The 24,901-nt window shown below is 58.4% G+C and carries 20 protein-coding genes; 7 read left to right on the forward strand and 13 right to left on the reverse strand.

Features of this window, described 5'->3' with window-relative positions; translation table 11 throughout:
* Window positions 1-83: 83 nt before the first annotated feature.
* From G5137_RS07435 to ygeW, 6 genes are all read right to left on the reverse strand, one after another.
* Window positions 84-1,007 carry a DMT family transporter gene (locus G5137_RS07435; protein ID WP_076491567.1) on the reverse strand — a complete coding sequence of 308 codons (924 nt, stop codon included), beginning with the start codon at window positions 1,005-1,007 and terminating at the stop codon, window positions 84-86.
* Window positions 1,008-1,178: 171 nt separating this feature from the next.
* Window positions 1,179-2,111, reverse strand: a complete 933-nt coding sequence (gene arcC / locus G5137_RS07440; RefSeq protein ID WP_421255168.1) for a carbamate kinase — start codon at window positions 2,109-2,111, stop codon at window positions 1,179-1,181.
* Window positions 2,112-2,206: 95 nt separating this feature from the next.
* A complete protein-coding gene (gene hydA, locus G5137_RS07445) occupies window positions 2,207-3,631 on the reverse strand; it encodes a dihydropyrimidinase (RefSeq protein ID WP_421255180.1) in 1,425 nt (474 codons plus the stop codon).
* Window positions 3,632-3,736: 105 nt separating this feature from the next.
* Window positions 3,737-4,954, reverse strand: a complete 1,218-nt coding sequence (locus G5137_RS07450; RefSeq protein ID WP_187267268.1) for a YgeY family selenium metabolism-linked hydrolase — start codon at window positions 4,952-4,954, stop codon at window positions 3,737-3,739.
* A gap of 139 nt (window positions 4,955-5,093) precedes the next feature.
* Window positions 5,094-6,293: a diaminopropionate ammonia-lyase gene (dpaL, locus tag G5137_RS07455; RefSeq protein ID WP_139396288.1), complete on the reverse strand. Its 1,200-nt coding sequence runs from the start codon at window positions 6,291-6,293 to the stop codon at window positions 5,094-5,096.
* Between the two features lie 156 nt (window positions 6,294-6,449).
* Window positions 6,450-7,637 (reverse strand): knotted carbamoyltransferase YgeW, encoded by a 1,188-nt coding sequence (ygeW, locus tag G5137_RS07460; protein ID WP_421255169.1) that lies wholly within the window; start codon window positions 7,635-7,637, stop codon window positions 6,450-6,452.
* Window positions 7,638-8,249: 612 nt separating this feature from the next.
* Here ygeW and G5137_RS07465 point away from each other — a divergent pair.
* Window positions 8,250-8,843: a hypothetical protein gene (locus G5137_RS07465; RefSeq protein ID WP_005336813.1), complete on the forward strand. Its 594-nt coding sequence runs from the start codon at window positions 8,250-8,252 to the stop codon at window positions 8,841-8,843.
* 41 nt (window positions 8,844-8,884) lie between these two features.
* Here the strand turns inward: G5137_RS07465 and G5137_RS07470 are convergent, their stop codons facing one another.
* Window positions 8,885-9,889 (reverse strand): Wadjet anti-phage system protein JetD domain-containing protein, encoded by a 1,005-nt coding sequence (locus G5137_RS07470; RefSeq protein ID WP_042055949.1) that lies wholly within the window; start codon window positions 9,887-9,889, stop codon window positions 8,885-8,887.
* 212 nt (window positions 9,890-10,101) lie between these two features.
* Here G5137_RS07470 and G5137_RS07475 point away from each other — a divergent pair, with 212 nt between their 5' ends.
* The 3 genes from G5137_RS07475 (at window position 10,102) to G5137_RS07485 (ending at window position 12,951) form a co-directional block, all read left to right on the forward strand.
* On the forward strand, window positions 10,102-11,343 hold the full coding sequence (locus tag G5137_RS07475) for an alpha/beta hydrolase (protein WP_204479376.1): 1,242 nt from the start codon (window positions 10,102-10,104) through the stop codon (window positions 11,341-11,343).
* Window positions 11,344-11,822: 479 nt separating this feature from the next.
* Window positions 11,823-12,026 (forward strand): hypothetical protein, encoded by a 204-nt coding sequence (locus G5137_RS07480; RefSeq protein WP_042055946.1) that lies wholly within the window; start codon window positions 11,823-11,825, stop codon window positions 12,024-12,026.
* Between the two features lie 298 nt (window positions 12,027-12,324).
* Window positions 12,325-12,951: a heme-binding beta-barrel domain-containing protein gene (locus G5137_RS07485; RefSeq protein WP_236348320.1), complete on the forward strand. Its 627-nt coding sequence runs from the start codon at window positions 12,325-12,327 to the stop codon at window positions 12,949-12,951.
* A 36-nt stretch (window positions 12,952-12,987) separates the two neighbouring features.
* On the opposite strand, the gene G5137_RS07490 is transcribed toward G5137_RS07485, so the two are convergent.
* From G5137_RS07490 to cmoM, 6 genes are all read right to left on the reverse strand, one after another.
* On the reverse strand, window positions 12,988-13,515 hold the full coding sequence (locus G5137_RS07490; RefSeq protein WP_337072288.1) for a DUF6979 family protein: 528 nt from the start codon (window positions 13,513-13,515) through the stop codon (window positions 12,988-12,990).
* 158 nt (window positions 13,516-13,673) lie between these two features.
* The gene (locus G5137_RS07495; protein WP_421255181.1) at window positions 13,674-14,063 is read right to left on the reverse strand and encodes a septal ring lytic transglycosylase RlpA family protein; all 390 of its coding nucleotides are present in this window, start codon (window positions 14,061-14,063) and stop codon (window positions 13,674-13,676) included.
* A 246-nt stretch (window positions 14,064-14,309) separates the two neighbouring features.
* Window positions 14,310-18,737: a chromosome partition protein MukB gene (gene mukB, locus G5137_RS07500; protein ID WP_421255170.1), complete on the reverse strand. Its 4,428-nt coding sequence runs from the start codon at window positions 18,735-18,737 to the stop codon at window positions 14,310-14,312.
* Between the two features lie 3 nt (window positions 18,738-18,740).
* A complete protein-coding gene (mukE, locus tag G5137_RS07505; RefSeq protein ID WP_421255171.1) occupies window positions 18,741-19,460 on the reverse strand; it encodes a chromosome partition protein MukE in 720 nt (239 codons plus the stop codon).
* Window positions 19,441-20,775 (reverse strand): chromosome partition protein MukF, encoded by a 1,335-nt coding sequence (gene mukF, locus G5137_RS07510; protein ID WP_026034988.1) that lies wholly within the window; start codon window positions 20,773-20,775, stop codon window positions 19,441-19,443. The genes mukE and mukF overlap by 20 nt, the downstream gene beginning before the upstream one ends.
* A 100-nt stretch (window positions 20,776-20,875) precedes the next feature.
* Complete coding sequence (cmoM, locus tag G5137_RS07515; RefSeq protein WP_421204955.1) at window positions 20,876-21,652, reverse strand: tRNA uridine 5-oxyacetic acid(34) methyltransferase CmoM; 777 nt, start codon at window positions 21,650-21,652, stop codon at window positions 20,876-20,878.
* A 101-nt stretch (window positions 21,653-21,753) separates the two neighbouring features.
* On the opposite strand from cmoM, the gene elyC reads away from it, so the two are divergent.
* From elyC to pfkA, 3 genes are all read left to right on the forward strand, one after another.
* Entirely contained in the window at window positions 21,754-22,524 is a 771-nt protein-coding gene (gene elyC / locus G5137_RS07520; RefSeq protein WP_421255172.1) for an envelope biogenesis factor ElyC, read from the forward strand.
* Window positions 22,525-22,659: 135 nt separating this feature from the next.
* A complete protein-coding gene (gene tpiA / locus G5137_RS07525) occupies window positions 22,660-23,415 on the forward strand; it encodes a triose-phosphate isomerase (RefSeq protein WP_120414341.1) in 756 nt (251 codons plus the stop codon).
* Window positions 23,416-23,564: 149 nt separating this feature from the next.
* On the forward strand, window positions 23,565-24,536 hold the full coding sequence (gene pfkA / locus G5137_RS07530; RefSeq protein ID WP_005336840.1) for a 6-phosphofructokinase: 972 nt from the start codon (window positions 23,565-23,567) through the stop codon (window positions 24,534-24,536).
* The last annotated feature ends 365 nt before the right edge of the window (window positions 24,537-24,901 follow it).

Raw genomic sequence — 24,901 nt, forward strand, 5'->3', positions numbered from 1 at the left:
ACGCCATTGTAACGAGGGGTTGGTCCCCTGTCGCGGGCTCTTTTGAGTGCCGTTTATCGTGCCACTGGCAGCCCAGTCACCACTCAACCATGCTTGATGCGAGTCTCCCCCGCCACCGACACCACAGAGCGCTTGCCCTTGCGGCTGATGACGAGAAGCGCCAGCACGATAAGGGCAATGCCGCTCCCCTCCACCGGCCCCGGATTTTCGCCCAGCAGCCACCAGGAGAGCAGCACGCCGCTCACCGGCACCGCCAGGGTACTGAGACTGGCGATCCCTGCCGGCAGCTTTTTCAGTACGAACAGCCAGAGGCTCCAGGCCAGCGCCGTGGCGAAGATGGCGCTGTAGGCGAGCGCGCCAAACACATAGGGCTGCCAGTCGATGGGTCGCTCCGGCACCAGCGCCGCCACCACGGCCATCACCATGGTGGCGTAGATCATCTGCCAGGTGGTGAGGGACATCAGATCCACCGCGGGATGGCGGGCATACATCCGCTTGGCGATGATGGCGCTAATCCCCCAGCAAATGCCGGAAGCAATCCCCAGCAGCGCACTCTTCATGGAATCCAGATGCAATTGCCAGGGCTCGATCACCAGCAGCAGCCCGCAGGCAGCCACCCCGACTGCCAGATAGTGGAGCTTGCGCATCCGCTCGCCGAGAAAGAGCGCCGCGAAGATCACCACCCAGAACGGCATGGTATAACTCAAAATGGCCACCTTGCCCGCCCCGCCGCTGATCAAAGCCCACTGGGCCAACCCCACCATGCCGCAGGTCTGGAACAGGGCGATGGCGAGGGTATAGCGAAACGGAGTGGGTTTGAGATAACGGCGCCCGCGCAGGGCCAATACCAGCAGCAGAACCAGAGATCCGCACAGGCAGCGCAGAGCGGTGAACTCGAACGCCCCCGCGTAAAGCATCACCTGCTTCATCACGATCCAGCTGTAACTCCAGATGGCGGTGAGCAGGATCAATCCCACCAGCGCCGCCATATTGATCTTTCCGCTCATTTGCTTGTTACTCACCTCTTGTCACTCATTGCGCCGGGTCTGTTCTCGGCCTCTTGCCCGCGCTTGAAGGCGGCCATCTTACGCCGCTCATCCTCCGCTGACCATGGTCGCCCCGAAATGAACAAGGGGGCCGTCGGCCCCCGCAATCACACGCAACCCGAGCTGGAACGCCTAGCGGCAGATAAGGGTTCCCGTCTTGCCGGCAATGCCGTCGGCGGCCTTCTCCAGCAAGGTGATCAGGGATTTGCGCCCCGGCATGGAGGTAGCGAACGAGAGCGCCGCCTCCACCTTGGGCAGCATGGATCCCTTGGCAAACTGCCCCTGCTCGATAAAACACTGGGCATCTCCCACGCTCAGCTGATCGAGCCACTGCACATCGGGTTTGCCGAAGTTGATGGCCACTTTCTCTACCGCGGTAAGGATGATCAGCATGTCGGCGTCAATCAGTTCCGCCAGCTTGGCACTGGCCCAATCCTTGTCGATCACCGCACTGGCACCGCGCAGGTGATTGCCCTCCCGCAGCACCGGAATGCCGCCGCCACCGACGGTGATCACCACCTGACCGGCGGCCAGCATCGCTGAGACGGTCTCTTTCTCGATGATATCGACGGGTTTGGGGGATGCCACTACCCGGCGATAGCCGCGACCGGCATCCTCTTTGAGCCGCTCGCCCTTGGCCATCAGCGCCTCGGCCTCTTCCTTGCTGAAGAAACCGCCGATGGGTTTGCTCGGGTCAAGGAAGGCGGGATCGTTTTTATCTACCTCCACTTGGGTCACCAGAGTGGCGACCGGCTTGTGGATGCCGCGTTCAAGCAGGGCTTCGCGCAGGGCATTTTGCAGGTCATAGCCGATATAACCCTGACTCAGGGCCACGCAGACCGACATCGGCAGATGGGGGGATTTTGGCTCGTGGCGGGCCGCCACTTCGAACGCCTGCTGGATCATCCCTACCTGCGGGCCGTTGCCGTGGGTCACCACCACCTCGTGCCCCTGGGCGATCAGGTCGGCAATGGTGCCCGCCGTGCTCTGCACCGCCTTCATCTGCTCGGGCAGGTTGTTGCCCAGCGCATTGCCACCAAGGGCCAGTACGATTCTCTGTTTCATCTTGTTATCTCCAGTGATGGGACAAGCCGGCGCGATACCGGCTCACCTTTCGTTGTTAACATAAGCTTGCTGATTTGCGTATTTCGAACGGATTGTCAGCCTGACACCGCGGGGCAAGGCGAGTGCAGATCCGAAGCCAACGCCGGATCAAAGGGCGCTCTGGCCAAAAACCGACCATGACCACGCCGCCCCAGAAACTCGCCGTCGCGAGCGACTATCTCGCCACGACTGAGGGTCATCCTGATCCGGCCGGGGCAATGCATCCCCTCGTAGGGGCTGTAGTCGCCGTTGTCATGCAGCAGTGGGTGAGAAATCAGGGTGTCACCGCGGGGATCCATGATCACCAGATCGGCATCAGACCCCGCTTGCAGGTTGCCCTTGCGCGGCCAGAGGCCAAACAGGCGCGCCGGGTTGGCGCTGGTGAGTGCCACGAAGCGCGACGGCGAGATGCGCCCGCCTAGTACCCCGTGGGAAAACAGCAGCAGCATCCGGTTTTCGACCCCGGGCAAACCATTGGGGCAGCGGCTGAAATCGCCCCCCGAGAGGGTCATGCGCTGGGCGTGAGAGAAGTTGCAGTGATCGGTCGCCACCGTGTCGATGTCACCCGCAGCGATACCGACCCACAGCTTGTCCTGCTCGCGGCGCGAGCGCAGCGGCGGGCTCAGCAGATAGTCGACCCCGTTCTCCTTGTAATAACACTGCTCATCGAGCAGCAGATATTGCGGGCAGGTCTCGACCCAGACCGGCTGGCCCTGACGGCGCGCCAGTTTCAGATACTCCAGCCCCAAGCCATTGGAGAGGTGGACGATATAGAGCGGCGCATTGCCCGCGAGCCCCGCCAGATTGATCATCCGGGCGATCGCCTCCGCCTCGCACTCCAGTGGGCGGCTTTGCGGGTGATACCAGGGTTCATGGTGACCGGCGGCGAGCAGGGCCGCACGGCGCGCCGCGATGGCGGCATCGTTCTCGGGATGGACGGTGGCGAGCGCCCCCACCTCCTTGAGGCGGGCCAGCGCGCGCAGCACGTCGTGATCCCCCAACTTGTACTGGTAGGTGAGATAGAGCTTGAAGCTGCTGATCCCCTCCTCCTGAACCATGGCGGCCATTTCGTGGAGGATAGCGTCATCCACATGCTGGACAACGCCGTGAAAGCTGTAATCGACCACCGCCTGATCGGCGGCGTACTCGTGATAGCGGGCCAGCTGGTGATGCAGGTTACACCCCGCCGGGCCAAATCCCATGTGATCGACGATGGTGGTGGTGCCACCACAGGCGGCAGCACGGGTACCGCTAAAAAAATCATCGCAACTGCGAGCAATGCCAACATCGATGTTGAAGTGGGTGTGGACATCGATACCGCCAGGCATCACGTAGCAGCCGCTGGCATCGATCACGTCGGTCTCGCCATCGGGCTGGATAGCGGCGGCCCGCGCTCGGATCACCCCGTTATCGATCCGCAGATCCTGACGATATTCACCCTGTGCATCGACCAGCACACCGTTTTTGATCAGCCGTTTCATCCCCACCACCTCGAACATCACTTCAAACAGCAAAGCCCCGCCTCAATGGAGACGGGGCACTTGCAACAGCCGGGCGGTGATGAGAGTTACCACCCGGCAGACCCCTTACTTGTCCAGCTCGGCCAGATAGAGCATGGGGATCACGGCGTACATGGCGGCGCACTTGACCAGATGCTCTTTCCAAGTCTTCTCGTTCGGGGCGTGGGCCTCCGGCTCTTTACCCGGGCCAAAACCGATGACCGGAATACCGTGGCGACCCATGATGGAGACCCCGTTGGTCGAGAAGGTCCACTTGTCCACCACCGGCTCCTTGTTGAACAGCTCGCGATAAGCCTTGGAGAGGGTTTTGACGGTGATGTGATCCTCTTCCACCTTCCAGGTCGGGAAGTAGCACTCGGTCGGGTAGACCAGACCGGTATAGGCCGGACGGTCGTACTGGTACATGGAGACCTCGGCACCGGCGGCTTTTACCGCTGGCAGGGCGCGGATCTCGTCGAGCGCCCCTTGCCAGGTTTCGCCCCAGGTGAGGCGGCGGTCGATGGAGACGGCGCAGCTGTCGGCCACGGCGCAGCGGCTTGGGGAGGTGAAGAAGATCTCGGAGACGGTCAGGGTGCCCTTGCCGAGGAAGTCATCATTGCCGAGGTTGTGGCTGAGCTCCTGCAGCTCGCCAAGGATGGGGCCCATCTTGAAGATGGCGTTGTCACCGCGCTCCGGCGCGGAGCCGTGGCAGCTGACCCCCTGCACGTCGATGCGGATCTCCATGCGGCCACGCTGGCCACGGTAGATCTGGCAGTCGGTGGGTTCGGTACTGACCACGAACTCGGGGCGGATCTTGCTCTGCTCGATGATGTACTGCCAGCAGAGACCATCGCAATCCTCCTCTTGCACGGTACCGGTCACCAGCAGGGTGTACTGATCTTCCAGCCCCAGATCCTTGATGATCTTGCCCGCATAGACCATGGAGGCCATGCCCCCTTCCTGATCGGAGGCGCCGCGGCCACCGATGATCTCGTGATCTTCCATCCCCTCATAGGGATCGAAGGTCCAGTTGGCCATGTTGCCGACGCCCACGGTATCGATGTGGGCATCCATGGCGATCAGGTGCGGGCCGTGGCCGATATAGCCCAGCACGTTGCCCATGGGGTCGATCTCGACCTTGTCAAAGCCAACCTTCTCCATCTCCTGCTTGATGCGCAGCACAACGCGCTCTTCATCGCAGCTCTCGCTCGGGATGGCGATCATGTCGCGCAGGAACTGACTCATCTCGGCCTTGTACTGGTAGGCCTTCTCCAACACCATTTCAAACGGAATTTGCTTGCTCATTGTGATTCTCCATAACAACTGAGAGTGCGCAGCCTGTTCGTCGGCAGCGCCCTGTGCCCGTTACCGCGCCCCGTTGGCGAGGCGCGATCAATGCTTCAATTCGTGTCTCTGCTCTCGCAGGGATTACTCACAGCCGGGGTTAATCGCAGGCAGGATGTTTGCCTTCCCACACCACTTCCCGGTAGTGCTTCACATCGGTGTCCCCTTCGGTGTTGATGATGAGTACCACCGAGTTGCTATCCAGCCCGAGGCGAGCCATCAGCGCCGCACGATCCGGGTGGTGACGCACCGCCGCCAGCACGCCGGTACCGACCGAGCCGGACTCACCGGAGATGATGCGGGGGTCATTGCCAAGAGGGTTGCCGAGCACTCTCATCCCCAATGCCGACACCTTGTCGTGACAGGAGATGAACTGGGTGGTGCAGCCCCTGAGCAGCGGCCAGCCGAGCGGATTGGGTTCACCGCAGGCGAGACCGGCCATGATGGTGCGCATGTCGCCCCCCACGTTGACCATCTCCCCTGCCACGCCGGAGCGGTAGATGCAGTCGGCCTGATCCGGCTCGACCACGATGCTGTGCAGGTTTTTCGCACCAAAGCAGTCCACCAGATAACCGAGCACACCGCCCGCCAGCGCCCCTACCCCGGCCTGCAGCAGCACGTGGGTCGGCTGCTTGATGCCCATATCCTGCATCTGCTCGACCGCTTCGTCGGCCAGAGTGGAGTAACCCTGCATGATCCAGGTCGGGATCTTGGTGTAGCCCTCCCAGGCGGTGTCCTGAACGATGTGCCAACCGCGCTCTTCGGCCATCTTCATGGTCAGGCGCACGGTATCGTCATAGTTCATGTCGGTGACGATGCACTCAGCACCGAGATTGAGAATGTGGTCAACCCGCTCCTGGGCAGAGCCCTTGGGCATGTAGACCACCGCATGCTGGCCCACCTGCTTGGCGGCCCAGGCAACGCCACGACCGTGGTTGCCATCTGTGGTGGTGGCGAAGGTCATCGGCTCCTTGATGGTGCGCTTGATGAGATCGAAGGAAAAATCCTCGACGGCCACCCCGTATTTTTCACAGAGCAGGTTGGCAATGGCATAAACGCCACCGAGCATCTTGAAGGCATTGAGACCAAAGCGTTTTGACTCATCCTTGACCAGAATATTTTTTACCCCGATATAGGCGGCCAGATCTTTCAGGTCGCACAGGGGAGTCGGTTCATAACCGGCCAGTTTTTTATGAAAGGCACGGGCCTTTTGTGCTTCGGCGCGAGAAAACAGGGGAGATGGTTCACCGGTAAAAAAACGGTTATCGGCAATATCCATCTTCAGAGAAAATTGGGACATGCGTACCTCATCCAGATTATGGGGTCGGGAGCCATCTCACCGGGAAATCCGATATTCAGATACCACGGGGAGAAAACTCACGACAATTCTGCTGTTGTAGCAGGCAGGGGAATGATTACCCCTGCCATTTCTTTTGTTTATTTCAGCCAACGCTATTTATTTAACCCGCTTCTGGGCCTCTTTAAGCAGCGTTTCGAGGGTCTCTCCCGGGGCGGAGAATTTACGAGCCATGATCATGGCGGCGATAATATAGGGCTTCCAGCTCGCCTCTTTATAAGTGGCGATACGATATTTCTCGAATACCCCTTCGGTTACTTCCCCTTCCTTGCAGGAGACACCGGAAATATCGGCCGGCAGGCAGTGCATATAGAGCGCTTCGCCACCCTTGGTGAGTTTCATCATCTCTTCGGTGCAGTGCCAATCCTTGTGCTTGGCGTTCTGCTCAAGGCAGTGTTTCTCCAGCTCTTTGAGGCCAGCGTGGTCATTGGCACGCAGCAGTTCGGTACGCTGCTCCATCACCTTGTAGGGAGCCCAGGACTTGGGATAGACGATATCGGCATCCTTGAAGGCCTCTTCCATGGAGGTGACCTGGCGGAAGCTGCCGCCGGATGCCTTGGCATTCTCCTTGGCCACTTCGATCACGTCCGGGATCAGGTCATACCCTTCCGGGTGGGCCAGGGTCACATCCATACCAAAGCGGGTCATCAGGCCGATGATGCCCTGCGGCACGGAGAGCGGCTTGCCGTAGCTCGGGGAGTAAGCCCAGGTCATCGCAATCTTCTTGCCCTTGAGGTTTTCCAGGCTGCCGAAGTGCTCCTGCAACCAAGCCAGATCAGCCATGGACTGAGTCGGGTGATCAATGTCGCACTGCAGGTTGACCAGCGCCGGACGCTGGGGCAGCACCCCCTTCTCGAACCCTTCATCCAGCGCGGCGCCCACCTCGCGCATATAGGCGTTACCGGCCCCCAGATACATGTCATCGCGGATACCGATGGCATCGGCGCAGAAGGAGATCATGTTGGCGGTTTCACGGACGGTTTCACCGTGGGCGATCTGGGATTTGCCCTCATCCAGATCCTGCTGGGCCAGACCGAGCAGGTTCAGCGCAGAGGCATAAGAGAAGCGGGTTCGGGTGGAGTTATCGCGGAAAACCGAGATACCGAGCCCGCTGTTAAACAGTTTGGTGCAGATATTTTCGGCGCGCAGGGTCTTGAGTGATTCGGCCAGTTTCAATACCAGCTCCAGTTCCTGAGGGGTTTGCTCCCAGGTCAGCAGAAAATCTTTTTCATGCAGGTTGGATTTGAGTACTCTGATCTCTTTGATTAATTCGTTAACTGCTTTCATCGTTCGCCCCAATCATTGGATGAGATATGGATAGCTCCCCTTTCACTCACGATGTCACCAGCATCCCGGTTGTGGGTGAGCGCGTCGGTTAGCGTCGATATGAGGCAATCAATAACCGTGCCAAACCAATAAGATGCAGGCAGATATTAATAAATGGAAAAAGTGTGTGATGCCACCCACAAAATCAGCGGCTATTTCAGCGGTTTACTCCATAAAAGGATGGATAGGGTGGCCAAGCGATAAAATAGCAAGGTGATAATAATCAGAGGCAATATCCCTGCGCCGGTGAGAATTATCATCAAAGGTCAGTTTCAGGGGCTGAAATGATATCAGCGGGGTTGCCGTTATCATTATGATAATGCCGTGCAGTGACTTGCTCTTTTGTTACCACCTCTTCTGCAGAAGTGTCACTGCCATTTAACCTCCCTTGCACTCCCCGCCCGTATCGCCTCTCGCCTTATCTTCCGGCCACATTGCTGGGCGCGGTTGGCCCAAGGTGCTAACGTGAATACGCCAGCTGCGCATCTGTCTCGGATGCTCAGAAGAGGCCGACGTTCACTGCCGCAACTGCGCGGATGAACCTGCATGACTTACATCTTTGAGGGATTATCTATGTCCAGGAATGCTGCTCTGCTCATCACCCTGACCCTGCTCGGTATCACCCCTGCCCACGCCATCAGTGCCAAATATGCCGAGCAACTGGAGCGATCCGGCTGCACCCAGGTCACCGAGGCGCAGGGCTGTGACATTCACAAAACCAAAGCGGAAAATGCCAAGGCGGGATTTGGCGCGGCCGCCCCTGCGGCGGAGGGCGGTCTGAATCTGAGCTATGAGCAGAAGCTGGAGCGCTCGGGCTGCACTCAGGTGAGCGAGCTCAATGGCTGCGATATCAACAAAACCAAGGCTGAGAACGCTGCTGCCGGTGTTGGCAATGCTCCGGCCGCGGCAACCAGCGGCAGCCCCTATGCGGGCAACTGGATCGCCACCTTCCCTCAAACCGGCGCCACCGTGGCCAATATCCGCATCGATGGCAAGGATCAGGTGTGGGTCAACGACAAGAAGGTCAATGCCAAGAAATCCGATGGCGCGCTGGTGTTCAAGGATGGCATGGTCATCTACACAATTCAGGGGGATCGCCGCATCAAGGGTGAAGATGGCTGGGTCGATAATGATGCCGGCACCAAGGGGCCCATCAACGCCAAGTAAACAGCTGACCACGAAATAACGGGGAGCACAGGCTCCCCGTTTCACCCCTGATTGCCCATCTCTTCCAATGACCAGCTCCGCCAGTGAGGGGCCAGAATCAAAACCTCCTGCTCCAGCCAAGTCCCGTCTGTGATCAGTTTATCGAGCCAGGGAACACCTGCCGGCGTGCCATGACCATCAACCTGATCAGCCTGCGTCGTCACACGCCAGGGCACCTTGCCACTGTCCGTTGCAAAGGTGCGAACAGGGCGGGCATAGTGCTCCAGATAAGGTTGCAACTCACAGGGAAGCCAGAGCATGGCCGGTCGATTTAGCTCGCGCGCCAACTCGACGGCAATATCGATACCCCGTTGATCGAGATCGCCAAAATGTGCCCACTGCACGCCCGCAGGCAGCAGCGGAATCAGCTGTTTGGCCAGGGAGGTATTGCGACCGGGAGCAAAGAGCAGCAGTTGCCCGGGTTGCAGCTGGTAGTCGACAAAGGCCCCCTTGTTCTCCACCGTAATGACCCGCTCCCCCTGCCAGCCGATGGCCGCCAGCGTGCCCAGAGTCCGCTCCGGCAACGCCAACTCTCCCAGTAGTGCCATCATTACCGTCATATCGTGCTGCTGGCCTTGCCGATCGACCAGTGAGAGCGGCTCGAGGGTGCGGATGCGGATCACCTCATCTTGCGTGAGCGTCAAGTCCGCAAGCTGTGGCGCTGCAAGGGATGCTGACCGCGAATGCTTGCTGTCCCCATGCCAGAGGGCATAAAAGCAGGCCTGATTGAGCCGTGCAGGCAAACTCACTCCCAAACGTTGCAGCAGCTCACCCTTGTTCGGTTCGGGGGGATCGACCTGCGCCAGCTGTCTGATCAGATAAGCCCGTCCCGCCTCGGTTAATACATGACGAGCGCTTCGCCCAAAAGGTCTTAACCCACAATTCGTCTGCAACAACTCTTTCAACTTGCGGCCATGCCTGCTCTCAAGGGTGCACCCCTTCTCGTTCTGGCTATCGAGCAACCGTGCACACAAATCCTGTACCCGCACCTCATCAAACAACGACATCCTCACCTCTCCATGTGGCTTCATATGACGAAGTAGAGGTGATTTTCCCTGTCATTACCGTGACCGGCTTCGCAAGCGGTTCTTATCAGCCCCGCCATGCATGGCCCGTTACTGGTAAACCTGCCACAAAGGGCGCAAGCTGGTTTGATATAGAGACACACTGCGCTCTTCGCGGCACAACAACGCGATACCCGCTTTCACAAGGGCTTGCCATGACCGACGCCACAGACCCATCGCCATCCTCTTCCTGGCATCTTTCGGATATCCGCGAGCTGGCGCACCTGCTGACTCTGGCGCTGCCCGCCGCGGTAGAGATCACCGAAGCGGTACATCAGGCGGTACTGAGCGGTATGGGGCTCAAGGGACGAGATGAGGGAAAAACAGCCGGGATCACCGGGCTGGTCTACAAGGGGGTACATGGCACCGCCAACACCCTGGGCAGCGGCATCAACCAACTGCTCAGCCGCCTGCCTGCCACTCCGCCGCCCCACCAGATCCCCGAAACCCCGAAACGTGCAGCCCTGATCGCCACGCTCAACGGCGTATTGGGGGACAAGCTGGTCGATCACCACAATGCCCTCGCCACCCCCATGACACTGCGCTATCAGGGCAAGCCCCTCGATTGGCAGGCGATGCCAAAGGATCTACCCCGCGAGGGACGGGTGCTGCTGATGATCCATGGCCTGTGCATGAACGATCGGCAGTGGCAGACCGAGCATCAAGGCAAGCCGGTCAATCACGGAGAGCAACTTGCCAACGCGCTTGGCTATCAGCCTCTTTACCTGCGCTACAACTCGGGCCTGCCCATCGCACAAAACGGGCAGCAACTTGCTCTGTTGCTGGAGCAGTTGCTCGCCCACTGGCCGGGAGAGCTCAAAGAGATAACGATAATGGGCTATAGCATGGGGGGACTGGTTGCACGCAGCGCCTGCCACCATGCCGGCGTGGCCGGGCTCACCTGGCCTGCGCACCTTGCCAACCTGATATTTCTCGGCACACCACACCACGGCGCACCGCTCGAACATGCAGGTCACTGGCTGGAACAGTTGTTGCCCGCTACCGCCTACAGCGAACCCTTCGTCAGACTGGCGCGGCTGCGCAGTGCAGGCATCAAGGATCTGCGCCACGGCAAGGTGATCGACGAAGTGGCCCAACCCGACCCCGCCGTGCCCTTGCGCGATCCCCGCGTTCCACTCCCCTTACCCTGCAGCGTCAACTGTTATGCCATCGCCGCGACCACTGCCGCCAAGCGCAGCCTGCTGGCCGACCGGCTGATTGGCGATGGACTGGTGCCGCTACGCAGTGCCCTCGGTCAGCACAACGAAGCGCGCCATCAGCTGGCTTTTCTTCCTGCCCATACCCTGATTGTCTATCGCACCAGCCATATGGCCCTGCTGGCCAACCCGCAGGTTGGCCAGCAACTGCTGCGCTGGCTCAGCCCCTTGCAGTTATAGCGAACTGGCTATTAAAGCAACAGAATGCTGGTTCACAAAGGAGCCCTGTGGCACTCTGGGACGTCAAAGGGAAGACCCACACTGACACTTGATGTGTCCCCACTGCAAAGGAGCGCCACCGATGACCAAAGCAAGCAAAAAAGAGATCAAGAAGAAGATCGCCGCTCGTCTTGAGAAAATTGCCAAGCATGAAAGCAAGATCAAGAAGCTGAAGAAGGCCCTGAAGTAGGGCCCATTGCATAAGAAAAACCGCCAATAGGCGGTTTTTTCATCCCCCTTTCGCCCCTTTACCATCGTTTTGATACCAATGGCCTTGATGTAAACGCCTCAAGCGCACCTCAGCAGAACAACCCAGCTGAAACCACGCACGTTCTCATCACCGCTATTTGGTCTAACAGCGCCAATCGGGCGCCGCGCGCCCCCTTGTCAGCAACTACCTTCAACGGAGTGTTTGATATGAGCCAGCAGTGGAGCGCCATATGTACTCTTACACCCTCACTTTCAAGGAAGATGTCGATCGCCTGACCGCCCCCGAGCAGGAGATCACCTTGCAGAGCCCCGCTCAGGCGGGGGATTTTGTTATCCTCTCCGACGGCAGCCGCCATCAGGTGATGTTTGTCACCCACCGCGCCCACTACAGCAGCCTCTATCTCGATAAAGGGGTCAGGGTGCCACAGAGTTAGTGGCTATCGCCTTCAATTGATGGGGCTGAGTGAAATATTCACGCCGTTGACATAATAATCATCGCATCATGTCAATGTTCCTTTATCTCTATCACGATATATCTGAGGAAGCGCGATGAAAAAATACAACATTGTCTTATATCAAATTCAATTTATTTAGCCACGAAAAAGCAAATCATACATCACAAAAACGAACCACTATCACTCAATATCATTGACCACACCCTTGGTGCGTTATAACAATTACTTTGCTGAACATATTTATTCGCAAGTCATTATTAGTGATGGAGTTATCACAATGAATAAAGTTATCTTACCCATAGCATTAATTACCTGTGCCACGCTCGCTCACGCAGAGTCCAGCACTATTATCAACGGTCTGGATTTTGGTCCATTAGCTCAGTTGGCTGGCACATGGAAAAGCACCGATGCTGGTGGTGTAGATGTAGCACCCGGCCAGGAGGGTAGCAAAGTTGGCAAAGGGGGGCCGGCAGTGGAACCCTTTTACGAAATCATCACCTTTGAACCGGCGGCCGATGCAAAAAATGCCAGCGAACAATATCTGGTAGCCATGTATTACAAGCAGGAAGTATTCAGAAAAAGCGATAATGGGAAATTTCATGACCAACGCGGTTATCTGATTTATGACAAGACCAATCAGCTTGTTTACAACTCATACTGTATACCTCGTGCAGTCTGTGTGGTCACTGAAGGCAAAGCGGGTAACAAAATCGAGTTCAAGACGGGCAAGCGCGGTATTGCGGAAAGCAATTATATGACCATTAATGATTCCACCGCGGATTTCTCGATGACTCTGGACTTCTCAGAGAAAAATCTCCTCAAATACAGTCAAACCACCAACCTAATGGTGTATGGCAAGCCATTCGCACACTCCGATAGTGCATCCCTGACCAGAACCAATTGATGTTTCATGGCCAAGGTATTCATTATCTTGGCTTTTTTATATTCGTCGATAGTCTATCCTGATGGCATCCTTATCCCACTCGGGATTGAGCACACCGGCATACCAGAGTGTCAGAATGACATCCATCTGATTGTTATGCTTCACAACCTTGCCGCTCTTACAGGCCGAGAGCACCTCCAGCCATAACTGCTCGGGATCGATCGGTTTGGTAATATCCTTGTGTGACAATAAATCAATGGCAGCCAACACATATGCTCTGGTTTTGGTCGCAGCTACATAATGAACTGGCATGATGCAACTGATACAACCAAGACTGCAAAGAGTCAGAAACGTGACCTTTGGATTATTTTTAAATTTACCTGTACTGATATCATCACCAAATGCTTCAGCAATAGCCATATCCCAGGCGGTGACATGACCGTAATTATTCTGTACCATCAGATGAACAGCTCTCAGCGCTGCTCCACCGTATTTACCATAGATAATCATCACTAATCCCTCCGTTTGCCACATAGTAAGGCCAAACAGGCGAGATAGGCTAAAATAAATATCAATCACGACCATCGAGTTTTTCCATTGATAACAAATCCATTTGTAGATGAATTAAATATTGATCCAAATCAATGTTATATCTTTATCTACCGAAAGGCTGACTGGTCGATGTCAGCCTCCCAATATCATTCATCAACATCCATTTTCGTGTATAAACAGGTTCCCCCAGCCTAGAGCACCTCTATTTTTACATTGATAATCCCGTCACGAATATTGCCGATGGTGCTAAACGCAGATTTGGAGAGATCGATAATACGCCCCCTTTTCAAGGCGCCGCGATCATTGACCTTGACCACTACGCTCTTGCCGTTGGCGAGGTTGGTGACTCGCACCATAGCGCCAAAGGGCAATTCCATATGGGCGGCGCTGTTGAGGTTGTTGCGATAGATCTCGCCGCTGGCAGTCTTTTTGCCGTGATAACGGTCGGCATAATAACTGGCGTAACCGGTCTCGCTATAACCGCGCCAGCTGCCACCGTGGCTCTCGTCATAACGGCTGCTACAGGCCGCCAGCAGCAGGCAAAGAGATAACAGCAGCCCTTTCTGGATATATTGCACCATTCCCCTCTCCTCTCTTCTTTTCGCTATGCGCAATTTTTCTTCTTCGATACGGCAGGTGACGCTGGCGACACGGGCGGAGACCTCACCTTGCCATAGCTCCAAGGCACTCATCATGTTACTCGCCTTGTTGTCAGGCAGCAGCGACCGCGCGGCTACTTTGCCATATCTTCCATGCAAAAAGGGAGGCAAATGCCTCCCTTTCAACTAGTTACCGGTCATCCCTTGTCGGGATGGGCCAGAGACTTCTCAGGCAATCAGCTTGTCATCGCTAAAGCCGAAGCCGCGCAGGCCCACCACATGCACGTGCTCGTGCTTGCCCTGCACCTTGCGGATGAGCTTGTAGGTGGTGCCCTTCTCGGGGCTGATGTTCTCGGGCGCCGCGATAAGCAGCTGCATATCCTGCCGCTCGCACAGCTCGAACAGGGTGGCGATGGATTTGCCATCCAGACGGGCCGCTTCGTCGAGGAACAACAGGCGGCAGGGGGCGATATCCTTGCCGCGCAGACGGCGGGACTCCTCCTCCCAGCTGATCAGCACCATCAAGAGGATGGCCTGACCGGTACCGATCGCCTCGCCGGTGGAGAGCGCACCGCTCTCGGCACGCAGCCAGCCATCGGCCCCGCGCTGCACCTCGATCTCCAGCTCCAGATAGTTGCGATAGTCGAGCAGCACGTCGCCCATCACCTGATAGCTGCGATCGCCCTGCTCGATCTGCGGATTGAGACGCTGGAACAGCTTGGCCATCGCCTCGGAGAAGCTGAGCTCCTTGTCGGCGAACAGATCGTTGTGCATGGCAGTTTGATCGGCCAGTGCCGTCAGCAGACGAGTGTGGGCCTCGCGGATATTGACGTTGAGGCGCACCCCCCGCACCAGACCAAAGGCGATATTCTGCAAGCCCTGGTTGAGCACCCGGATGCGGTTCTGCTCGCGGCGGATGATGTTGGTGATCTTGGCCGCCACCTCGTGGGAGGAGAGCGACAGGTGGGTTTCCCGCTGCTTGAGCTCGTCAGCCAGACGGGCCAGCTCGATCTCCATCTCCTCGATCGCCTCGACCGGATCATCGGAACGGATGATGTCGTTGCGAATGCGATCCTTGAGATAACGGTAGACCTGCACGTAGAAGGCGACCTTCTGCTCGGTGCTGCGGTTGCCCTCGGAGAGACGCAGCGCATCACGCAGGGCCTCGTCGTGCGCCACCGCCACCCGCAGGGCGCCGAGGGCCTTGTCCGACATGGAGCGCAGCTCGTCGCTGTCGAGGTACGCCAGCTCGCGCTTATTTAAACGCTTCTCGACATCGGTCTCCCGCGCCAGCCGCACCACCCGCGACCAGCTCGCCTTGTGACCCACCAGGGATTTACGGGCGCTGTAGTAATCCTTGCCTTCCAGCTTGAGACGGCCACCGAGGGATTCGATCTCCCGCTTGGTGACCTGCAACTGGGCCTCGGCGCTGGTGCGACGGGAACGGGTGCGGATCAGCAGCTCTTCGATCTCTTTCTTGTGAGCGCGCGCCTTCTCTTCCATATCGTCAGAGAGGGTCAGCCCCATGGCCGCCAGCTCCTGCTCGAATTCGGTCAGGGTCTGGCGCTTGGCCTCGACGCTGGAGTTAAGGGCCGTGCGCAGCTGCAACGCCTCGGTGTGGCGCAGGGCAATCTGCTTGTGCTGCTCGCCAGCGGTGCGGGCGGCAAGCTCGGCCGCTTTCAGCTTCTCTTTGAGCCGCTCGCTCATCTCAGAGGCCTTGCCCAGCAGATCTTGTGCATCCTGATAGGCAAAGTGCGGCAGACGGGCCACCAGCTGATCGAGGGCGTAGCAACGGCGCTTCTGCTCGGCCAGCAGATCGCTCACCTCATCGTAAGCAGCCTGCAGCACCGCAAGATCCTGCGGATCCTGACGCAGTACCTGCACCATGGTTTCCAGTTTTTCCAGCGACTTGCCGTGTTTGGCGATAAAGGCTTCGGCCTGTTTTAGCGCTTCCACATCGGCGTGAACCGCCTCGAGGCGGGCCGCCAAATCAGTCTCGGCAAACAGGTGGGCAAAGGGCAGCATGCCCTGCACCAGCTGGATATGGCGAGTCAGCTGGGCGCCGGCCGCTTTGGCCTCGGCCAACTGCTTGTCGCACTCACCGATGGCACCTTGCAGCGCGCGCAGTTCGGCTTGCTTGGCCTGAACTTCGGCTTCGGGGTCGGGACGGAAGGCGATATCCAGATGCTGACCGATAAAGTCGCGGAAGTGACCGTAGAGACGGTGGTACTTCTGCTGCTCGAAGGCGGCCTTGGCGTAACCCTCGATGAGCCCTTCACGCTCAAGGTCGAGCTGCTCGATCCGTTTTTCCCGGGCGGCGCGACCAAACAGCGGCAGCTCGGGGTAGCGGGAGAAGCGCACCTGACGCTTGCTGGTGCGCACCAGCACGGCGTCTCCCAGCTCGTCAGCTTCTACCAAATCCTCGTCAAAGGAGTCGGGGTTGCCCTGAATCAGGTAGATATCTTCCGGGCAATCTTCCAGCTTTTTCAGCCGCTCGATGGCACCCTCAAGGTCGAGCACCACCAGAGCGCTGCGAGCCGGGCCGTAGAGCGCCGAGTAGTAAGGGGCATCGTCAATGGAGATGTCGTCGTAGACATCGGAGAGCAGCACCCCCCCCACCTGCTCGGCGATGCGGGCAAGACGGGGATCGGCCTCGCCTGCCCCCAGCTGCAGGTTGCGAATTTGCAGCTCCAGCGCCTGTTTCTGCGCCGCAATGCGGTTGCTCTCCTGTTCGAACTCGCGCTCCTTGTCGAGCACGGTCTGCATACCGGCCGAAAGCTCTTCGGCGGTAGTCAGCGGCAGACCGCTCTGCTCGCGCAGCTGCTCGAGCTTCTCGAACGATTTCAGCCAGCGCGGCGCCAGCTTGGTGAGATCGCTGATATCGCGCCCCAGCTGGGTGCCCTGATGCTCGAGGCCGGCGCGGCGCTGGTTCACCTCCGCCTGCTCCTCGGAGAGATCCTCCTGACGGGTGCGCTGGGCTTCGAGGAAGATCTCCAGCTCATCGCTACTGGCAATCAGCTGGCCGGAGGCCTGCTGCAGCTCGTCACGCAGCTTGAAGAGACTCTTCTGGCTTTCGCTCTCTTTCTCGAGGCGAGCCAGCGCGGCGCGCAGCCCCTGCCCCTGGGCAATGCGGGCCTTGTCTTCGATGTGACGCTTGAGCAGCGCCTGCGCAGTGGGCCAGGCGGCCTCGCGCACTGTCTCGGGGGCGATGCTCAAAAGCAGTGCCAGTGCCGCTTCGTGCTCGGCCACTGCCGCCTTGGCCAGCGCCAATTGCTGTTCTGCCCCCAGCACCCGGCTGGTGAGGCTCTGCTCAGCTGCGCGGAACTGGTGCAGGGTGTCGCTCGCCTGTTCGGCGGTCAGCCCCGGCAGCTCGCACTGCTCGCGGGCAGCCTCCAGCGCCTGCACCGCCTGACGGTACTGGATGGCGCGGGTCTGCTGGATATCGAGCGCCTGCTGGTAGTCGGCCAGCTGGGTCTTGAGGCTGTCGACTTCTGCCTGTGCCAGCTCCTTGCGCTCTTCCACTTCCAGCAGCTGGCCGTGGATCTCCTCCACCACCGCTTGCTGCTGTTCGAGTTTGTCAGAGAGATCCGCCAGATCGGCGCGGTACATCTCGATCTTCTTCTGCAAGCTGACTGCGGCCATCACCTTGGCCAGATGCTCGGAGGCAGACTCCAGCTCGTCGGTCAGCAATTTTTCGCGGTTGGTGAGCTGCTCCACTTCATCGGCCAGATAGATGGCGCGCTGTTTCTCTTCGGCCAGAATGCGGCGCTTGTCGGCCAGCTCCTGACGCGCCTTGAGGGCCAGCTCGGAGAGGCGGCTCTTCTCGGCAGCGTTGCGCACATAGTCGGCAGCCACATAGTGGGTGGTCTCGGTGATCAGGTTCTTGAACAGATCCCGCTGACCCTGGGTCTCCTTGATCGCTTCCAGCGTGCGGCGGTTTTCGTAGATGGCCGCCTCCATGTCTGCAAACGCCTTGCGCACCCCGGAGTTTTCCGGCAGCAGGTATTCGCGCAGGGAACGGCTGATGGACGAGGAGATGCCGCCGTAGAGAGAGGCTTCGATCAGGCGGTAGAACTTGCCGCGATCTTTTTGATCACGCAGCTTCTTCGGGGTGATGCCGAACTCGAACATGAAGTTGTGATAGTCGGTCACCGTATTGAATTTGGCGACTTTCAGCGCCCCCAGCTCGGCGGCCGCTCCTTTCAGGTCGGTAAAGGCACGTACCCGCCCCTTGCCGCCATCAAGCTTCTCCAGCAGCAGATCGGTCGGTGCCAGATTCTCCGGCACATCCACCAGCGCAAACGGGGTGATGTTGACCTTGTTGTCGCGGTTGGCCACCTGCTCGAGGTGCACGCCGACCCAGATCCGCTGTTCGCGGCTGTTCATCACTTCCAGAAGTGAGTAGCAGTGGCCGCGCTGCAGCTTGCCGTAGAGCCCCTTGTCACGGGAGGCACTGCTCGATCCCGCTTCCGTGGTATTGCGGAAGTGAAGCAGTGACTGATCGGGGATGAGCGCTGCGATAAAGGCCGCCATGGTGGTGGACTTGCCCGCGCCGTTGCCGCCGGAAAGGGTAGTGACCAGCTGGTCGAGATCGAAGGTCCGGGCAAAGAAGCCGTTCCAGTTGACCATGGTCAGGGATTTGAACTTGCCTCGCACCGGTTATACCTCCAGATCCAGTTGTTCTTCATCGAGATCCGCCTCGATGTCATCAAAGAGCGAGTCGCTGCTCGGCATTTCGTCGTCGTGGAAGATGGCTTCACCCTCCTGGATCATCCGCAGCTGAACGGCACGCGGATCTTCATCGGAGCGCACGTCGGCGGCGAAACGGAACACCGATTCGTTGACCCGGAATTTATCCCCGTTACAAAGAGCCGTGATCATGCCAAGGCGGCGCAGACGGCGCATGGAGGTACGGATCTTTTCGAGCAGCTTCTTCTTGTCGAGATCGGTACCGCCGGAGCGGCTGTTGACCATCCGCAGCAGCTGCTTCTCGTCGGCGAGGCTCAACACCTCTTCTTGCAGCTCGGCCATAGCAAATACCCCTTCCGAGGCGAGACGATCCGGGCTCAGATAGAGGTAGCAGAGCACCTTGCCCACCAGCATATCGAGCTCGGAAAGCACAGTGGTGCCGATGTCAGAGCTCGGGCGCGGACGCAGATAGAAGAAGCCTTCCGGCGCCTTGATCAGCTCCACCTGATAGCGGCCGTAGAAGATCTCCAGCTCGCTGTGATACTCGACCAGCGCCGAATGCTGCTCGAACTCGTCGGCACTGATGTGGCGGCCGGAGCGCAAGGCGGTGTCGATGCGCGGAAACAAGGGGTTGGCAATCGCCTCTGCAAGGCGCAGCGGCAAGGGAAACTCAGAATTGATCAATGACATAGGCCTGAACCTTGGATCCAGCTTGGTTAATGGGTTTCCATGCGGGTTGGCGATGCAGTTCGCGCTCGCCGCTGGCATGGCCCAGGCGCACGGCCTGGTCGATCAGAAGACGCGCCACATCGAAGTGGGCATGAGCCGGGTAGTCCAGCAGGTATTCCCGCAGCACATCGGCCAAGTCCAGCTGCTGACCCTGCTCGGGGTAGCGGGCCAGATAGCGCTCGATCCGCTCGGCCAGCTCCTGGTTGATGTCCACCATCTCGACGTACTCCATCTCGAGGGGCACCTCACCGGTCACCTCCTCGTCATGGATGGCGATGGTTTCGTCGCGCAACTCCAGCAGACGGGGCTCTTCGGCCACCCGCAGCTGCCAGTTGTGCTGCTCGAAATTGCGGATGGACTCGCGCAGCCGCTGGCTGAAGGCGCGGTTCTTGTCCATGTCGATGGCGTTGCGGATAAATTTGTGGACGTGCCTGTCGTAGCGGGACCAGAGCTCGATGCACTGCTGACCCCAGCTGGTGATGACGTCAAGACGACCTTGCAACGCGTGAGTCAGCTCCTCGACGTGGAACAGATCGTCGCGCCCCTGCGCTGCTTCCTGAATATTGAGCAGCCCCGCCTGCAAGCGGTGGCCGGCAGCATCCAGGGTATCTTGCAGCTCGCGCAGGGTCTGGCCAGTCTCGTGCAGCAGCTTTTCGCAGCTGTGAATGGCATCGACCCAGTTCTGGGTCAGCAGGGCCGCGATTTCGCTTTTGACCTGATTCTGCTGCTCATCCATGGCGCGCTGGGTGAGATCGATGCGCCCCAGGGTCTCTTCCAGCGAGAAGGTGAGGCGCGGCAGCACCTCGGCATCCCACTGCTCACGGGTGTTGGTTTCCAGCGCCGCCTTGCGGGCGGTGTCGAGCTCGGCAGCCAGGTGTTCGAGCAGAATGGAGAGCTTGATGGAGTCAACCTGACGCTGATCCATAAAGAAGTCGACGATGCTCACACCCAGGCGTGACAGGCGGTAGAGGCTCTCCCCCGCCACCATGTCGGTGTTGAAGCGCGACAGCAGCTGCTGGCGAATGAGATCGTTGATGGCGTTGTTGGCGCGACCGGTAAGGGTCTCGTCCATCTGGCCGAAAGCGCTGCTGACATAGCCAAAGGCGTCGTGCAGCGCCGCTTCCGACAAGTCCGACTCATCTTCGGACAGGGTCTTGATTGCAATCAGAAAGGCCAGCCGGTCGGTTGGCAGGCTCAACGCCAACCCCTCCTGTCTGACCCACCCTACTAGCTCCGGTAAAGAACGCTCTGGCAGGGTACGGGATGTACTCATCATGATGTTGTCATCTCGTTGTTGTATTGGGCGCAAAATCGTGCGCGCGGCTACATCCGGTAGCATCGAAAACATGGTTCACATCGAAGTGAACCGCGAGCAATCAACTGGCCGGCTTCTGGGCCATCACATGGATATAGCGACCGAGGGCGACAAAAGGCTCCTGACGGCAATATTGCTGCTCCATGGCCAGCAGATCGTCGAACTTCTCCACCTGATCCTGCTTGTGACGCATATAGTCGTGGATCACCCGCACCCCGGTCTTGCCGATGATGCGCAGCCCCCCGCGACCAATCCAGTCATAGACCTGCTCCGGCAACTGGGGGTTGGTGGGCGTAAGCGCAGTCTGCCGCTTCTTGCGAAGACCAAGGCGCACATAGTCAAAATTGCCCACCACCAAGCTCTGGAACAGCAAACCATGACGGTTGTAGAAAAGCAGCGACAGTATGCCCCCGGCATTGACGAAAGGGAACAGACCCAGCAAGGTCTGGCGCGGCTCGGCGAGCCACTCCAGCACCGCATGGCAGAGCACCAGATCAAAGGTACCGGTCACGTGTTGCTTCAGATCCTGAATGGGGCATTGGATGAGACGAATTTTGTCTTCCAGCCCCTTCTCGGCGATCTGGCTGCGGGCCAGTTCCAGCATTTCGGCTGACAGATCGCACAGCTCCACCTGATGGCCCATGGCCGCCAGCTTCTGGGCGAAATAGCCAAAACCGCCTCCCGCATCGAGGATGCGCAGCGGTCGGTTGCCAAGGCGGGCCAGGCAGGCTTCGATGTCGCTCCAGACAATGGTGGTGCGGATGCGCCCCTTGGTGGAGTCGTAAATGTTGCGGGCGAACTTGTCGGCGCGCCCGTCAAAACTCTGATCGTGCTTCAAGGAGAAACTCAACATTAGCGCCACAGGATTGTGGCCATCCCAAAAAAGAGAGGTATTCTGTCACATCCCGAATTTGCTGAAAACTCAAGGAAGTGTCTGCCGTGTTTGTGCTCAAAAAGTGGCTGGGTCAACTGTTGATGCCGCTCCCCTTTTCCCTCTCCCTGCTGCTGATCGCCCTGCTGCTGCTCTGGTTCACCCGTTTTCAGAAAACCGGCAAACTGCTGGCGACTCTCTCGCTGCTGCTGGTTGCCCTGCTGGGAATGCGGCCGGTGAGCTACGAACTGGCCCGCGGGCTGGAGCAAACCTTCCCGCCGTTCGAGGTGAGCCAGCATCCCAAAATCGACGCCATCGTGGTACTCGGCAATGGTCATGTCAGCGACCCGGCGGTACCGATGCGCAGTTGGCAGAACAATATCTCGCTGGCACGAACTCTCGAAGGGGTGCGCCTAGCCCAGGCCTATCCCGAAGCCGAACTGGTTTTCTCCGGCTATGTATCGGGGGATCCCCTCTCCAATGCCGAGGTCAATGCCCGGATGGCCGAGAGCCTCGGCATTCCCCGTTCGCGGATGACGTTGTTTGAAAACAACAAAGACACTCATGATGAAGCGGTCAGTATCAGCCGCCATCTGAAAGGAAAAGAGGTGGCGCTGGTCAGTTCGGCCACTCATTTGCCACGTGCCATGGCCCTCTATCAGGGTCAGGGACTCAATGCCGTGCCGGCCCCCACCGATTACACCGCCAAGCAGAGCCAGGTACCCCAGCCGCTCTACAGTTATTTACCCAAAGGACGTTATCTGATGTATTCCGAAGCTGCCATCCACGAATGGATTGGGGTATGGTGGGCTCGCTTGCGGGGGCAGGTTAACGAATGAGCGATCAAGCGTTTCATTCCTGATTTGGATCAGGAAAGCGAAAAAAAATTACGTCATTTGCCGCCGGGTCAGCTATCTTGGGCTCGGTTCAATTCATATAATGTCGCGCAATCAAATGCCTAGGAGATATACAAGATGAGACAGCACCTGGTAATGGGTAACTGGAAACTGAACGGCACCAAGGCTTCTGTAGAAGCTCTGATCAAAGGACTGACCCCGGCTGCTGCCGCTCATCCTTCTGTACAAGTCGCCGTCTGCCCGCCGGTTATCTTTTTGGGTCTGGTTGAGCAACTGACCGCTGGCAGCAAGATTGCCTACGGTGCCCAGAACGCTGACGTTCACGAGTCTGGTGCCTTCACCGGCGAAAACGCCCCCTCCATGCTGAAAGCCTTTGGTTGCACCTACTCTCTGGTCGGCCACAGCGAGCGTCGTACCCTGCACGCAGAGAGTGACGACGTGGTTGCTGCCAAGTACGAAGCGATACAGAAAGGCGGCCTGATCCCGGTTCTGTGCATCGGTGAAACTCTGGAGCAGTTCGAAGCCGGCGTGACCAAGAACGTGGTTGAGACCCAGCTGAAAGCCGTTATCGACCGTTGCGGCATCGCCTCCTTCAACAACGCCGTTATCGCTTACGAGCCGGTATGGGCCATCGGTACTGGCAAGACTGCCACTCCGGAGATCGCTCAGTCCGTTCACGCTCACATCCGTCAGTACCTGGCCGGTTTTGATGCCGCCGTTGCTGCCAAAGTACAGATCCTGTACGGCGGTTCCGTCACTGGCGCCACTGCAGCCGACCTGTTCGGTCAGCCGGACATCGACGGTGGCCTGGTCGGTGGTGCGTCCCTGAAAGTGGACGACTTCTCCCAGATCATCGCTGGCGCTGCCAAGTAATCGTTGATTACGGCAAAGAGAGGGGCTCGTCCCCTCTCTTGTATCGCTTTTCCTATGGTGGCCCCCGCATCCCATATGAAAGCCGATATAGTAAAAGTGGCTTGTCTATTTAAACATTCGTATTTGACAACTCAGATCCAGAGGCACTCATGACCAAACAAATCAAACGTATTGGTGTTTTGACCAGTGGTGGCGACGCACCGGGTATGAACGCAGCCATTCGCGCCGTGGTTCGCGCCGGTTTGCATCATGGCCTGGAAGTTTACGGTATTTATGATGGCTACCTCGGTCTGCACCAGGATCGCATCGTCAAGCTAGAGCGTCACAGCGTCTCCGACGTGGTGAACCGTGGTGGTACTTTCCTCGGCTCCGCCCGTTTCCCTGCCTTCAAAGACCCCGCAGTGCGCGCCGAAGCGATCGAAAACCTGAAAAAACACGGTATCGATGCGCTGGTCGTCATCGGTGGTGACGGCTCCTACATGGGTGCCAAGAAGCTGACCGAAGAAGGTTTCCCCTGCATCGGCCTGCCGGGCACCATCGACAACGACATCGCCGGTACCGACTTCACCATCGGCTTTGATACCGCCCTGAACGTGGTTGTTGACGCCATCGACCGTCTGCGCGACACCTGCAGCTCCCATCACCGTATCTCCGTGGTCGAGATCATGGGCCGCCACTGTGGCGACCTGGCCATGTCTGCCGCCGTTGCCGGTGGTGCCGAATATGTGATCGTGCCGGAAGTAGCCTTCGACAAAGAGAAGCTGCTCAAGCAGATCAAGGAAGGCGAAGCCAAGGGCAAGAAGCACGCCATCATCACCATCTGCGAGCACGTTACCGACGTGAACGCCCTAGCGAAAGACATCGAAGCCCTGACCGGTCGTGAAACCCGCGCCACCATCCTGGGTCATATCCAGCGTGGCGGAGCCCCGACTGCTCGTGACCGCATCATGTCCAGCCGTATGGGTGCTTACGCCGTTGAGCAGCTGCTGGCTGGTCACGGTGGTCGCTGCGTCGGTATCCAGCGCAACGAGCTGGTACACCACGACATCATCGACTGCATCGAGAACATGAAGCGTCCGTTCGATCAGGAGCTTTACAACCTCTCCACCACCCTGTTCTAAGCCTCGCGGCTTTTTACCGGCTGTTGATGACAAAAACCCTCCATCGGAGGGTTTTTTAATATCTTACAAAAACGGGGGCATCGACACGCTGTGTGGCCCTCACCATACGGGTTGCCTGATTCCAACCCTTGCGCCATCTGACTGATCACTAGCCTTCCTCTCCTCACAGCAACCGGCTTCAGCCTACGAACAGAGTTCCGGTATTGTCGTGGATGTTTTATCACTGCGAACCGGATTACGTTGACCTGTGTTCTGTCGACCCTGAAACGAGCTTGTTCGGCCTCCTCGTCATACGCCGCTTTTTATGTCTCAATCTTGCAGAAGGGATTCAGATATCTCACCCAACCATGCTCCGGCGCAGCTCT

The organism is Aeromonas sp. 600282 (assembly GCF_049175755.1).
Lineage (GTDB): Bacteria > Pseudomonadota > Gammaproteobacteria > Enterobacterales > Aeromonadaceae > Aeromonas > Aeromonas veronii_A.